The 14001-nt window shown below is 64.0% G+C and carries 13 protein-coding genes and 1 tRNA gene; 10 read left to right on the top strand and 4 right to left on the bottom strand.

Features of this window, described 5'->3' with window-relative positions; all coding sequences use genetic code 11:
• Positions 1-192: 192 nt before the first annotated feature.
• Genes serA through ACP15W_RS01255 form a run of 3 tightly spaced genes read right to left on the bottom strand, consistent with a single transcriptional unit; the run spans position 193 to position 3496 of the window.
• Complete coding sequence (serA, locus tag ACP15W_RS01265; protein ID WP_424931012.1) at positions 193-1785, bottom strand: phosphoglycerate dehydrogenase; 1593 nt, start codon at positions 1783-1785, stop codon at positions 193-195.
• 1 nt (position 1786) lies between these two features.
• Entirely contained in the window at positions 1787-2281 is a 495-nt protein-coding gene (locus ACP15W_RS01260) for a GNAT family N-acetyltransferase (protein WP_424931011.1), read from the bottom strand.
• 18 nt (positions 2282-2299) lie between these two features.
• Positions 2300-3496 (bottom strand): phosphoserine transaminase, encoded by a 1197-nt coding sequence (locus ACP15W_RS01255; protein ID WP_424931010.1) that lies wholly within the window; start codon positions 3494-3496, stop codon positions 2300-2302.
• A gap of 310 nt (positions 3497-3806) precedes the next feature.
• On the opposite strand from ACP15W_RS01255, the gene ACP15W_RS01250 reads away from it, so the two are divergent.
• The 3 genes from ACP15W_RS01250 (at position 3807) to ACP15W_RS01240 (ending at position 5928) form a co-directional block, all read left to right on the top strand.
• Positions 3807-4004 (top strand): CsbD family protein, encoded by a 198-nt coding sequence (locus ACP15W_RS01250; RefSeq protein WP_424931009.1) that lies wholly within the window; start codon positions 3807-3809, stop codon positions 4002-4004.
• Between the two features lie 191 nt (positions 4005-4195).
• Positions 4196-5761, top strand: coding sequence for a M10 family metallopeptidase (locus tag ACP15W_RS01245; protein WP_424931008.1), 1566 nt, complete (start codon positions 4196-4198; stop codon positions 5759-5761).
• Positions 5762-5854: 93 nt separating this feature from the next.
• Positions 5855-5928 (top strand) — tRNA-Cys (locus ACP15W_RS01240).
• Positions 5929-6003: 75 nt separating this feature from the next.
• Here ACP15W_RS01240 and ACP15W_RS01235 read toward each other — a convergent pair.
• Entirely contained in the window at positions 6004-6900 is an 897-nt protein-coding gene (locus tag ACP15W_RS01235) for a LysR family transcriptional regulator (RefSeq protein ID WP_424931007.1), read from the bottom strand.
• A gap of 100 nt (positions 6901-7000) precedes the next feature.
• Between ACP15W_RS01235 and ACP15W_RS01230 the strand changes: the two genes are divergently transcribed.
• The 7 genes from ACP15W_RS01230 to ACP15W_RS01200 all read left to right on the top strand — a co-directional run bounded on the left by ACP15W_RS01230 (position 7001) and on the right by ACP15W_RS01200 (position 13872).
• Entirely contained in the window at positions 7001-7138 is a 138-nt protein-coding gene (locus tag ACP15W_RS01230) for a hypothetical protein (RefSeq protein WP_424931006.1), read from the top strand.
• Between the two features lie 27 nt (positions 7139-7165).
• Positions 7166-7801, top strand: coding sequence for a glutathione S-transferase family protein (locus ACP15W_RS01225; protein WP_424931005.1), 636 nt, complete (start codon positions 7166-7168; stop codon positions 7799-7801).
• A 15-nt stretch (positions 7802-7816) separates the two neighbouring features.
• On the top strand, positions 7817-9841 hold the full coding sequence (locus ACP15W_RS01220; protein ID WP_424931004.1) for a pyridoxamine 5'-phosphate oxidase family protein: 2025 nt from the start codon (positions 7817-7819) through the stop codon (positions 9839-9841).
• Between the two features lie 292 nt (positions 9842-10133).
• Positions 10134-10487: a response regulator gene (locus ACP15W_RS01215; RefSeq protein ID WP_424931003.1), complete on the top strand. Its 354-nt coding sequence runs from the start codon at positions 10134-10136 to the stop codon at positions 10485-10487.
• 66 nt (positions 10488-10553) lie between these two features.
• The gene (locus tag ACP15W_RS01210) at positions 10554-11054 is read left to right on the top strand and encodes a response regulator (protein WP_424931002.1); all 501 of its coding nucleotides are present in this window, start codon (positions 10554-10556) and stop codon (positions 11052-11054) included.
• Between the two features lie 2 nt (positions 11055-11056).
• A complete protein-coding gene (locus tag ACP15W_RS01205; RefSeq protein WP_424931001.1) occupies positions 11057-11917 on the top strand; it encodes a phosphate/phosphite/phosphonate ABC transporter substrate-binding protein in 861 nt (286 codons plus the stop codon).
• Positions 11902-13872, top strand: a complete 1971-nt coding sequence (locus ACP15W_RS01200; RefSeq protein ID WP_424931000.1) for an ATP-binding protein — start codon at positions 11902-11904, stop codon at positions 13870-13872. Before ACP15W_RS01205 ends, ACP15W_RS01200 begins: the two co-directional genes overlap by 16 nt.
• Positions 13873-14001: the final 129 nt, after the last annotated feature.

The following is a 14001-nucleotide window of genomic DNA, read 5'->3' as shown; positions in this document are numbered from 1 at the left end:
TTCATGGTGACGACATTGCGGGCGACCGAGCTTAGAAATGCGGCGGCAGATAGCGCCCGCCCATGGGGCGGACGGACGCTGGCACGGCGCCTACGGCTTTGCTCCGTGCCCGTATAGTGAAACCGGTTCAGCTCGAACCTGAAGCTGAATGGTTCTTGCTATAGGCCCGGCGTGACCGCCGGGCCGACAGGATCAGAAATCGAGAGCCTTGGCCTGGCGGACCTGCGGCAGGGACGCGATCTGGGCGATCGCATCGGCATCGACATTGGCGTCAACACCCAGAAGCGCGATGGCTTCGCCGCTCTTCTCGGCACGCCCCAGCGCGAAGGTCGCGATGTTGATGCCGAGATCGCCCAACTTGGTGCCGAGCGCACCGATGTAGCCCGGCACGTCGTTGTTGGTGGTGTAGAGCATGTGGCTCATCGGCTCGGCTTCGAGGTTGATGCCCTTGATCTGGATGAAGCGCGGCTTGCCGTCCGAGTAGATCGTGCCGGCGACCGAACGGGTCTGCTTCTCCGTCGTCACGATCAGGCGGATGTAGGAGCCGAAGGCGCCCTGGGCGTCCTTCATGGTCTCGGCGATCTGGATGCCGCGATCGCGCGCCACGACCGGAGCGGAGACCATGTTGACACCGCCCTCGCCCACCAGCGGCTTCAGGAGACCCGCGCTGAGGGCGGCCGTCAGCGGCTTGAGGTTGAGATCGCCCACCGTGCCGACATACTCGATCTCGATTTCCTTGATCGCGTGCTCGGTGACCTGACCGGCGAAGCTGCCGAGCATCTCCGCGAGGTTGACCCAGGGCTTGAGGACCGGGGCTTCCTCGGCGGTGACGGAGGGCGCGTTCAGCGCGTTGGAAATCGCACCCGACATCAGGTAGTCCGACATCTGCTCGGCCACCTGAAGCGCCACGTTTTCCTGGGCCTCGGAGGTGGACGCGCCCAGATGCGGGGTGCAGACCACGTTGGGGGCACCGAAGAGCACGTTTTCCTTCGCCGGTTCCTCGGCGAAGACGTCGAAGGCGGCACCGGCGAGGTGGCCGGACTTGAGCGCCTCCGCCACGGCCGCTTCATCGACGAGGCCGCCACGGGCGCAGTTGATGAGACGCGCGCCCTTCTTCATCTTGGCGATGCGCTCGGCGGACAGCAGGTTCGCGGTCTTCTCGGTCTTGGGCAGGTGGAGCGTGACGAAATCGGCACGGGCCAGAAGATCCTCGATATCCTCCACGCGCTCGACGCCCATGGACTGGGCCTTCTCGGCGGAGAGGAACGGGTCATAGGCGATGACCTTCATCTTCAGGCCGATGGCGCGCGAGGCGACGACCGAGCCGATGTTGCCCGCCCCGATCAGGCCCAGCGTCTTGCCGGTGATCTCGACGCCCATGAACTTCGACTTCTCCCACTTGCCGGCCTGGGTGGAGGCGTCGGCGGCGGGGATCTGGCGCGCGCAGGCGAACATCATCGCGATGGCGTGCTCGGCGGTGGTGATCGAGTTGCCAAAGGGCGTGTTCATCACCACGATGCCCTTGGAGGAGGCGGCGGGGATATCGACGTTGTCGACCCCGATGCCGGCGCGGCCAATGACCTTGAGGTTGGCGGCCTTGGCGATCAGATCGGCGGTCGCCTTGGTGGCAGAGCGGATGGCGAGGCCATCGTAGTCGCCGATGATCTCGGCCAGCTTCTCGGGGTCCTTGCCGAGTTTGGGCTGGAAATCGACCTCGACGCCGCGATCACGGAAGATCTGCACGGCGGCATCGGACAGGGCGTCGGAAATAAGAACCTTGGGCATTTCAGTCTCCTTTGCGCCAGGTGGCGCGGGTGAGTTCGAACACGAAGCATCTGTCTTCGCCGAACTGCTGTTCTCTGATGAAGTCGAAGCCCAGCCGGCGGTAGAACCTGTGGGCCTCGGTGTTGGTGACCTGGGGGTCGATCAGGACGGCGCGGACGCCGGGGTCCGCGAAGCAGCGATCCAGCGCGGCCTGCATCATCCGGGTGCCCATCCCGCGCCCCGTGTCCTTTGCTTCACCGATCCAGATGTCGAGGGCGCGCAGGTCCGGGCCGCAGTCGCCCCAGTAGTGCGTGTCCTCGAGCGCCGGGTCGATGATGTGCAGGAGGCCTTTCGGCTGCCCCTCCACTTCCGCGATCAGGAGCTCACGCCAGAGAACGGGCGTGGAGATCATCTCCTCCCATTCCCAGCCGCCGGCACCCGAAGCGACGACATGGGGCTGCACGTCCCAGTGCCGCAGCATCGGAATGTCTTCCAGGCTCGCGTGACGCAGGCGCATCGGACCGGCTCGTGTGACCTAGAGCGCGGCCTTGGCGGTCGCGAAGGCCCAGTCGAGCCACGGGGTCAGCGCCTCGATATCGGCGGTATCGACCGTGGTGCCGCACCAGATCCTGAGGCCCGGAGGCGCGTCGCGGTAGCCGCCCACATCATAGGCTGCATCCTCGGCCTCGAGCAGTTTCACCATCTTCTTGGTGAAGTCGCGCTGTGCGGCCTCGTCCATCGCGGTGATGTCCGGATCGACGATCTTGAGGCAGACGGAGGTGTTCGAGCGCGCGGCCGGATCGGCAACGAGGTTCTCGACCCAGTCGGTGGCGTCGACCCATTTCTGCAGGGCATCGGCATTCGCGGTGGCGCGCGCGATGGTCGCGTCCAGACCGCCGAGGCCGTCCATCCAGTCCAGCGCGTCGATGCAGTCAGCCACGCAGAGCATGGAGGGCGTGTTGATCGTCTCGCCCTTGAAGACACCTTCGATCAGCTTGCCGCCCTTGGTGAGACGGAAGATCTTCGGCAGCGGGCGCGGCGGTGTGTAGGTCTCCAGCCGTTCGACCGCACGGGGGCTGAGGATCAGGATGCCGTGGGCCGCTTCGCCGCCCATCGCCTTCTGCCAGGAGAAGGTGACGACATCGAGTTTTTCCCAGTCGAGCGCCTGGGCGAAGGTCGCCGAGGTCGCGTCGCAGAGCACGAGACCCTCCCGGCCGGGCTTGATCCAGTCGGTGTTCGGCACGCGGGCACCCGAGGTGGTACCGTTCCAGGTGAAGCAGACATCGGCTTCGTCGCGGACATCCCCGAAATCGGGCACTTCGCCGTAGCCTGCGGTCAGCACGCGGCAATCGTCGAGTTTGAGCTGCTTGGTGGCGTCCGTCGCCCAGCCCTGACCGAAGCTTTCCCAGACCAGCATGTCCACCGGCTTTGCGCCCAGCATCGACCACATGGCCATCTCAAAGGCGCCCGTGTCGGAGGCGGGCACGATGCCGACCTTGTAGCCTTCGGGCACGCGGAGGAAGTTCGCGGTGCGATCGATGGCGGCCTTCAGCTGCGCCTTGGGCTGTGCGGCGCGGTGCGAGCGGCCGAGATAGGCCTTGGCGGCGACATCGGCGGCATTCCAGCCGGGCCGCTTGGCGCAGGGGCCGGACGAGAACTCGGGACGTGCCGGTTTTGTCTGGGGTTTTGCAGGGGCCGCAACAGCGACCGCATCAGCGGCGGAATGGCTCATGAGCCAGCTCCTCGGTCAGGGTGAGATCACTGAGCCCGCCCCGCTCACCCTTGTCCGGGGTCGCGCCCGGCGTCCGAATAGTCGATTCGGGCCGATTTTGCCAAGCCCCTTTTTTGCCCCTGCCCCTGGCGTTCACACGGCTTCGTGACGGTCGGGCGCGTTGATCGGGGGGAACCCTCGGCTAGCTGGGATGTTTGTAAGGTCAGAGCGATCGGCAGCGATGCGAGGCACATCGAGAGGTGTTCGGACAGGCTGCCGCGGGGTCACCCCCGCGCTCTTTCTGGACTGCAACGATTGAAGGAGACGAAAGATGAACAACGATCAACTCGAAGGCTCCATGAAGCAGATGATGGGCAAGGCGCGCGAGAAATGGGGCGACCTGACCGACGACGAAATTCAGCAGACCAAGGGCGAGCGCGAACAGATGGTGGGCCTTCTGCAGCGCAAGTATGGCAAGACCAAGGCTGACGCCGAGCGCGAGTTCGACGAGTTCATGGCCTCCCACTGAGCAACGGCCGGACGCAATGAATGAACGGGCGCCTGCCGGGAAACCTCCCGGCGGGCGCTCTTCGTTTCGCGGCCCCTAAGATTGAAGTGATTGTGCGGGCCGTGACAGCCGCGGCTCTCATGCTTGATTAACCTCGCCCCTCTTAAACTCCCGGCCTCCCAGCCCGGCCAGTGAGAGAGGACAACGCCCCGATGACCGCGACACGCACGCCGAAAGAGCCATCCGACGCCCGCCTTGCAGGTCTCGTATCGACCCTCGCCTGGGACACGGACAGCCTCGAATACGCCTTCCCCACCTCGGCCTCGCAGTATGGCAGCGGCTATTACCGCTCCGCCGCGCTGCCCGATTTCTACGAGTTCTCGGACGCCCAGAAGGAAGCCGCAGTCCGGGCGCTCGACGTCGACTCGTTCCGCACGCCGAATGCGGCGGAAGGCATGACGATCGAGGGCTTCACCGCACTCGACATCTCGACGGGCTCGGCCTCGAGTGCGGAGATCCGGTTCGGGAACACGTCTTCCTCCGAAGTTCGGACCGCCACGACCTACTACCCCTCCGGCAACAATGTCGGCGGTGATGGCTGGTATGGCGGCAAGGGCCTCGACCCGCAGGTCGGCAACTCGGATTACAAGACGATCATGCACGAGATCGGCCACGCCTTCGGCCTCAAACACCCCCATGAGGAGAAGGACGGCCGGCCCGAGATTCCCGAAGCCTATGACGGCTACGAATACACCGTGATGACCTATCGCTCGGAGATCGGCGGGTCGGAATCCAATCGCGCCGAAACCTGGGGGCTTCCTCAGACCTTCATGATGCTCGACATCGCCGCGCTCCAGTATCTCTATGGTGCGAACTACGAGGTCAATTCCGGCGACACCACCTACAAGTGGAAGCCCGAGGACGGGAAGACGCGGCTCGATGGCCGCGTTGCGCTCGATCCGGGCGACAACCGGATCTTCGCGACGATCTGGGACGGCGGCGGCAATGACACCTATGACCTCTCGGCCTACGAAACCGATCTCCAGATAGACCTCAATCCGGGCGAATCCAGCCTCTTTTCCGAGGAACAGGCCGCCATTCTCGACTGGTCGGACAAGGACCGCGCGGCGGGCAACATCTACAACGCCCTGCTCTACGAGGGTGACAAGCGCTCGATGATCGAGAATGCCCTGGGCGGCGACGGCGATGACAAGATTGTCGGCAACGCGAAGAACAACGTGCTCGAAGGTGGCGGCGGCAAGGACAAGCTCGAGGGCGGTCAGGCAGCCGACAAGCTCAAGGGTAACAGCGGCGCGGACAAGCTGATCGGCGGCAAGGGGGCCGACACGCTGAAGGGGGGCAGCGGCAAGGACAAGCTCACGGGTGGCAAGGGCGCCGACACACTCGGCGGCGGCGCGGGTGATGACCGTTTCATCTTCGACGACGTTGAAGAGAGCTCGGGCAAGAATGTGGATGTGATCATTGCTTCGGATGGCGCAAAGGCATTCCAGGGCGCCGGGCGCTCGGGCGGGGACAAGATCGATGTCTCCGGCATAGACGCAAAGGAGAACAAGGGTGGAGATCAGGCCTTCACCTTCGTCGAGTTCAACAAGAACAAGCTCGATGAGCCGGGCCGGCTCTGGGTCAAGGAAATAGACGGGAAGACCTACGTGCGCGGCACTGTAGATAAGGACAAGGGTGCCGATTTCGAGATCATCATCAAGGATGGTGGCCAGGTTGACGCGGCCGACTACATCGCGGCCGATTTCATCCTCTGAGCCTTGGCACGCAGGGCGCGGCGCGGGGATCGCGGAATTTGCGCATGAGCGCTTGACGCGTCCTGCCCGCGCTTCTAAGAGACCCTCCACCGCGGCGAGTTGGCGGAGTGGTTACGCAGCGGATTGCAAATCCGTGTACACCGGTTCGATTCCGGTACTCGCCTCCATTTCCTTTCAATGACAATGACGGATCGGCAACAAGGCCTGGTGCCATGCGATCCGGCGGGTGCCCGAAACGGCTCCTAGTTCAGAACCGGAACCGCCCGCAGGCGATCACGCGCGAAGTCGATGAAGCTACGCACCTTGGCCTGAGCGCGCCGTCCCTCCACATGCACGAGGTGGATGGGCAGAGGGTTCGGTTCGTGATTTTCCAGCACTGTCTGCAGGCTGCCCCGCTCCAGATCCGGACCGATCTGATACGACAGGACCCGTGTGAGACCCCATCCGCTGCGCGCCGCCGCGATCGCCGCGGCCACGCTTGAGACGGTGAGGCGTGGCCGGACCCGCACCACGGTCTGACCGCTTTCGCCGAAGCGCCATTCGTTGGCGGGGCCGACCGGGGCGGCGGCAACGAGGGTGTGATCCTTCAGATCGGACGGGTGGCCGGGATGGCCGTTTGCCCGGAAATACCCGGGTGTGCCGCAGATGACCCGCCGCACGGTGCCCACGCGCACCGCCGTCAGCCCCGAGGACGGCAGGGGCCCGATCCGCACCCCGATATCGATCCCCTCCTCCACGAGGTTCACGATCCGGTCAACCATGAGCACATCCACGGACACCTCCGGGTGGGTGTCCAGAAATTCGGTCAGAAGCGGCGTGACGTAGATGCGGCCGAACTCGTTCGCGCAGGTGATCCGCAGCAGTCCGCTCGGCCTGACCGCCGCACCCGAGGCCATGGCATCCGCCGCCTGAAGCTGCGACAGAACGTGACGCGCCTCTTCGAGATAGGCCTCCCCCACATCGGTGAGCCGGACCTGACGGGTGGTCCGTGTGAAGAGACGCACTCCCAGCCGCGCCTCGAGTGTCGTGACACCGCGGGTGACCGAAGGGGCGCTGAGGCCCATGTGACGCGCCGCGGCGGCAAAGCTCCGGGTCTCCGCGACGGCGACGAAGACTTCGATGGTCTGCAGACGGTCCATGATTATCGCTGTTTTGCGAAATAGTGACTTTACGATTATCCCAATTCTTTCAGCCAGGCAACGTCGCTAGCTTCCCGGCATCCGGACCGCAACCACCGGGATGCAAGGAGCAAGTCATGCCTCGATCAACGAGCGGCCCATTCGAGAGGAGGAGCGCAAGTTCCGCTGGCCCCTGGGCCGCCGCCCCGACGATCACGCCGGCCCAAGCGATCTTGGCCTCGACGACCTCGGCCTCTGACACTTTTCCGCCCCGCAGGAGAACCCAATGACCTTCCCAATCACCCCGATCAAACTCTACCGAACCCCCAAATCCGGCCATTGCCACCGGGTCGAACTGATGCTGGCGCTGCTCGGCCTGCCCTACGAGACCATCGATCTCGACATGGCCAATGGCGCGCACAAGACAGGGGAGTTCCGCAAACTCAGCCCGTTCGGAAAGGTGCCGGCGATCGATGATGGCGGCCACACCCTTTCGGATTCCAACGCCATTCTGGTCTATCTCGTGCAGACCTATGGCCCGGAGAGCCAGTGGATGCCACGCGATGCACGGACCGCGGCGGAGGTGCAGCGCTGGCTCACCATCGCGGCCGACAACGTGTTCTCCGGCCCTTGCGCGGCTCGTCTGGTCACGGTCTTCGGCGCGCCCCTCGATCACGCCACCGCTGTCGCCACGGCCCACGACCTCTTCGGCATCATGGAAGCGCATCTCGGCGGGCGCGACTGGCTCGCCGCCGATCACGCCACCATCGCCGATGTGGCCTCCTACAGCTACATCGCCCATGCGCCCGAGGGTGGCGTCGATCTTGCACCCTACCCCCGCATCCGCGCCTGGCTTTCCCGCGTGGAAGCCCTGCCCGGTTTCGTGGGCATGGCGACCTCGCCCATCCCCGAACTCGTCTGAGCGATCGGGACCGCCATGACAGATCTGGAAACGAGCTTTCACGCGGGCGAACTGGCGGTGCAGCGCCGCGCAGAGGTACCTTTCGCGAAGACGGAAATGGCCTCGACCTTCATCCGGCCCGCCATGCCGCAGCAGCATCGCGACTTCTTCGAAAGCCTGCCGATCCTGTTTCTTGGCGGTCTCGACCGGCGCGGGCGGGTCTGGGCGACTGCGGCCATGGGGTCGCCCGGCTTCATAGGGTCGCCCTCGCCCCGGACCATGACCCTTGGCGCCCTGCCGGTTCTTGCCGGGGAACTGGACCTTTCGCTGGACGTGGGGGCCAAGATCGGCGCGGTCGGGATCGAACTCGCCACCCGACGACGCAACCGCGTGAATGCCACGGTGCGGCAGGCAGCCGGGGGTGGCCTGGCGCTGACGGTCGATCAGAGCTTCGGCAACTGTCCGCAATACATCCAGATCCGCCAGCCCGCATGGGATGACCATGATCTCTCGGCGATCATCGCACGGCGGCTCTCCGGCCTGGACGAGCCGGCGCGCGACATCATCGCGCGGGCCGACATGTTCATCATTGCTTCACGCAGCCGCGCCCTCTCCGACGACCCACGCAGCGGCGTGGATGCTTCCCATCGCGGCGGACGACCGGGGTTTCTGGGGCAGAATCCGGATGGCACGCTCTCTTTCCCGGATTTCTCCGGCAATCGCTTCTTCAACACGCTCGGGAATATCGAGGATGACGGCCGCGTGGGCCTCTTCATTCCCGATTTCACGACCGGGTCCGCGCTCCTGCTCACCGGGCGCGCCTCGGTGGACTGGAACGGCGCGCGGGTTGCGGCCTTCGAGGGGGCCGAGCGCATCGTGGACATTCGGCCCGAAGAGGTCTGGATGGCCGAGCATGTGCTGCCCGCGCGCACCGCGCTGATCGAAGCCTGGCCGCCGCTTAAGGGCACAGGCACCTGGGCGCAGACACGCCGCGCGCGCAGCGTCCCGGATGGCTGGCGGCGCTATGAGATCGAGGCCCGGGTCGCTGAAAGCGCGGAGATCACCTCTTTCCACCTCGCACCCGTGGATGGTCTGCCCCTCCCGGCCCATGTGGCCGGGCAGTTTCTCCCGATCCGCCTCGATATGCCCGATGGCCCGATCCTGCGCAGCTACACGATCAGCCAAGCTACGAACGGCCGCACTTTGCGCTTGTCGGTCAAGCGCGAGCCCGGGGGTACGGCCTCCCGCATCCTGCACGACCGGCTTGCGGTCGGAGACCGGATCGACGCAGCCGATCCCGCGGGCGATTTCGTACTTGATGAGGGGGAGCAGCCTATCGTCTTCCTGTCAGCCGGTGTCGGCATCACGCCGATGATTGCCATGCTGGAGGCCCAGATCGCGGCGGTGGAAAGCGGCGCCAGACCGCGCGACATCTGGTTCTTCCATGCCGCGCGCACATCGCGCGGCCGTCCGTTCGATGCCTATCTTCAGGAGGTCGCGCGCAGATACGGCTGGTTCCACCTGCACCGGGTGAACTCGCGCCCCGAAGCGGAGGATGAGGCAGTGGGCCGGACCCACGAGAGCGAGGGCGCGCTTTCCATCGAGATCTTGGCGCGGCTCCTGCCCTTCGGCGGCTATCAGTTCTACCTATGCGGCCCCGACGGCTTCATGCGTACGCTCTACGCTGGTCTGCGCAAGCTCGGCATCGACCGGAGCCATATCCGTCACGAGTTCTTCGGAGCGGGCGAACTCGAAGAAGGCGAGAGGAACCGGCCCGCCGCTGCGCAGGATCTGCCCGAAACCGCACCAGTGCGTTTCGCGGCCTCGGAGACCGCAGCGACATGGATGCCCGGTGCTGGCAGCTTGCTGGACCTTGCCGAGGGTACGGGCCTCTCCCCGTCCTTCAGCTGCCGCGATGGAAAATGCGGCACCTGTGCCACACGCGTCATCACGGGAGACGTGGCTTATACCCGGCCTCCGGCTTTCCCCGCGCCGGAGGGGCACGTCTTCATCTGCTGCTCGGTTCCCGCGAGCGCGGAAGGTCTTGAACTGGATCTGTGATGGCACTTGGCAGAAGGAATGGCGGCAAGGCCCGCCTCCACTTCCGAAGACGTCGCAAAATTGTCTCCATGCTTACGGGTCCATTTACCAATAATATCACGAAAATAGATTGTTGAACCACTCGAAAAATTCAAAAATTACTGACATTTTCTCCTCCATAACGAAGCATACACCAAACAAAAACTACTAAAATTGGCTACTTCAAGCGTTTTTCGCTTCGTATCAACGCATCGCATTTATCGAATTCTTAACGGCGCTCACCGACCAAGGATACCCACCACTTGGAGGTGCCATGACCAGTGTGTTGATCGTAGACGATGAGCCGATGCTGCGGGAGGAGCTTCAGGAGTCCCTGGAACTGGAGGATTTCGAGGTGACGCCTGCAGAGAGTGTCGACAGCGCTCTCGCGCTTTGCCAGAGCGGCTCGTTCGACATCGTTATTACCGACCTGAAGATGCCGAAGCGCGGCGGTCTGGAACTGATCGCCGAGTTGAAGGGCCGCAATTACCCCGCCCGGTTCTTCGTGGTCAGTGGCCACGGTGCGGAATCCAATCGCGAAGAAGCCCTCAGCCTGGGGGCCACGGCCTGCTTCGCCAAGCCCCTCGACGTGGACGACCTCATCGACGTGATCAACGCCGATGCATGACCCGAACTCCCCCGGTTCATCCGCCGCCGCCCCCCTCAGAACCAGAAAACCAAGGAGGACACGCCTATGGATGACGACATGAAGGAACTCAAGATACTGCTTGTCGATGACGACCGGACTGCTCTCGAGGAACTGGGAGAAACCGTCGAGATCGAAGGCTGGACCTACGTGACCGCCAACAGCATCGAGACTGCCCTGGAGTTACTCGACGCCGACGAAAGCATTCGCGTCGTGGTGACGGATGTCCATTTCGTCGACGACTCTGGAAATGCCGCGAACGGCATCCAGTTCGTTTCCCGCGCCCAGGCCCGTTTTGCCGACAGGTCGCTGTCCTACCTGGTTCTGAGCGGCGATCCCGACGCACTTCAGGCCTCGGTCCAGGTCGGGGCTTTCAACTTCCTCTGCAAGCCCTTCATGTCCGACGATCTGATCACGGCGATCCGGAAGGCCGTGCGCAGCGGCGGCGAGAAGGAGGTCTCGGCCGCATCGGGCAACGGGATCAGGGAAGCCCTCGAACGCGCACGGGAAAACGACAGACGCGACGTGGCAGCAACCGGGGGAGCATGAAGATGAAGTATGGAATTCTTGCAGCCATCGGGCTCACCGCAACGTTAGGTCTGCCCGCCTTCGCCGCAAATGATCCGGCGGGCGAAGTGAGAACCTTCGGCATCGTTCCGCAGCAGTCGGCCAGCCGGCTGGCGCAGATGTGGGGCCCGTTCCTCAACAAGCTGGGGGAAGAAACCGGCACAACGTTCCGCTTCCGGACAGCGAAGGACATTCCGACCTTCGAGGCGTGCCTGGCCGAAGGTGCCTATGACGTCGCCTACATGAACCCGATGCATTACGCGATCTTCTCCGAGGAATCGGGCTATCGTGCCTTCGCGCGGCAGGCCGACAAGCGGCTGAAGGGCATCATCGTCACCCGCAAGGATGCGGCGCTCGATGATCTGAGCGGTCTGGAGAATGCGCAGGTGGCCTTTCCATCGCCCGGGGCGTTCGGCGCAAGTATCCTGACCCGTGCCGCACTCACCGACATGGGCGTGGATTTCGAGCCGGCTTATGTGAATTCGCATGACAGCGTCTACCGCGCAGTGGCGGCGGGGTTGATGCCCGCTGGTGGCGGCGTGATGCGGACCTTCAATGCGACGTCGGCCGAGATCAGGGACGAGTTGACAATCGTTTACGAGACCGAAGCCTTCACCCCCCATGCCTTCGCCGTCAGCGCGAACGCGGACGCGGATTTCACGGCGGACATGCAGCAGGCCTTCCTGCGGATTGCCGAGGAAAATCCCGAGCTGGTGTCCGGGATCGGCATGGTCGGATTGCAGATTGCCGCCGACGGCGACTGGAATGATGTCCGGGCGCTGGAGATGTCGCACGAGGAGTCCGGCATTCTGCAGGAAGGTGAGTTGACGTGTCCTTCCGACTGAAGACCATTCTCGGCATCGCCCTCATCGAGCTTACGGTGATGGCGATCCTCATCTCCATCAACCAGTTCGCGCTTGGTGGATCGGCAACCACGCAGCTCTTCGACCGGACAGACACCACGGCGCGGGTGTTCGCCAATACCGTGGCGGGTTCGGTCATCGCGACCGATCTGGCGACACTCGATGCCACGATCGAGTCGGCCGTTTCGACCGCCGACCTCACCTACATCCGGGCGCGCAATGCCGCCGGCGTGGTTCTGTCCGAGGGGGGTGATGCCGAGGCACTGGCGCGGCTGTTCCGGGCGGATACCTCCTTCGAGACGGCGACGGCGGACCATGTGATCGACATTTCCGTGCCGATCACCATCGCGGGCACGAATTTCGGCGCTCTGGAACTCGGCATGTCCACGCTCGCCGTGGAAGAACAGGTCCGCAAGGCGCTGAACTGGAACATCATCGTCGCGGTTCTCGGCATGTCGCTGGTCGCGGTCTTCGGATACGGGCTTGGCACAATCCTCACGAAGCAGCTCAGGTGGCTTCGCGAGGGCGCACGCCGGATCTCGAGCGGCGATCTGGAAACCCGCGTCACCGACACGGGCCGCGACGAACTCGCGGAAACGGCGCGCTGCTTCAACCAGATGGCCGAGGCCTTGTCCGTCGAGCGGGCACAGCTCAGACACAAGCAGGAAGAGCTTCTGCAGAAGAAGGCCCGTGTGGATGTCATTGTCGAGTGCATGACTGGCATTTCGCGGGGCGAGAACAATGTCGATATTCCCGATACGGAGCGCGAAGACGAGATCGGCGACATGGCGCGCGCAACGGTGGTCTTCGACGAATCCATGCGGGCGGTCCGACAGGCGCGGCTCGAACAGCAGAGGTTGATCTCGGCCTTCGATCAGGTCGCCGAGCAGGTGGCGATCTTCGAGCTGGACGGCAAGTCGCTCTTTCTCAATGCCGCCTTCCGGTCTTTCAACGAAAAGATTATCCGCAAGCTGCCGTATCGCTTCACGCTGGAACAATTCCTCAAGGAGGGTATTTCACAGGGCGCCTTCCCCGATGTCCGGGAAGATCCCGACGGCTGGATCGCGGAGCAGCTGAACCGGCGCGACAGCGCGCCGCTCGAGATGAAACGAAACTCCGATCGCATCCTGCTGACGGTTCAGTCCTTCGTCGAGGGGATCGGCGTGGTGCTCTCGGCCAAGGACATCACCGATCTGCGCCGCTCCGAGGGGCAGCTCATCCAGGCATCGAAGATGGCCACGCTGGGCGAGATGGCAACGGGCATCGCCCACGAGCTGAACCAGCCCCTCGGAGTGATCCGCATGGCCTCGTCCAATTCGCTCAAACGGATTGCCAAGGGGCATGAGGATATCGAATTTTACCGCGGCAAGTTCGAACGGATCGAGGAGCAGACCGAGCGCGCGGCCCAGATCATCAACCACATGCGGGTGTTCGGTCGGAAGGCGGACGGGGAAATGGCGCCGTTCGATCTCGGGGAATCGCTTCGGAAGACCACCGGGCTTGCGCGCACCCAGCTCCATACCATGGATATCTCGCTGACCACCGACATACCCGACGACGCGGCGCTGGTCGTGGGAGAGCAGGTCATCTTCGAGCAGGTACTTCTGAACCTGTTCAGCAATGCCCGTGACGCCATCGAAAGCCAAGGCACCGGGTCGGGCGAAATCCACGTGAGTGCGGCGTTCGACACGCCCGAAGGCCACGTCCTCCGCATTAAGGATACTGGCGGCGGCGTGCCGGACGATCTCATCCACAAGCTGTTCGAGCCCTTTTTCACGACCAAGGAGCCGGGAAAGGGCACAGGCCTCGGCCTGTCGATCAGCTTCGGAACGATCCGGGAGATGTCCGGCGAGATCTCGGTCAGCAACGCCGAGGCGGGGGCGTGTTTCACGATCAGGCTGCCAAGGTACGAGGCGGAAATCGCCAAGGCAAGCTGACGGAGGCTGGTCTGTGGACAGCGTAGAACAGGCTCTACCGGTAACGTGACACACGCCCGGTAGACCTTTCACTGTCCAGAAAATGGGCGTTCTGGCGAAAATGACCATGCGCTGAGGGGCATCTGCCCC

This window comes from Amaricoccus macauensis (assembly GCF_049800915.1).
GTDB classification, from domain to species: domain Bacteria; phylum Pseudomonadota; class Alphaproteobacteria; order Rhodobacterales; family Rhodobacteraceae; genus Amaricoccus; species Amaricoccus macauensis_A.
This window is presented reverse-complemented; position numbering and strand designations above follow the sequence as displayed.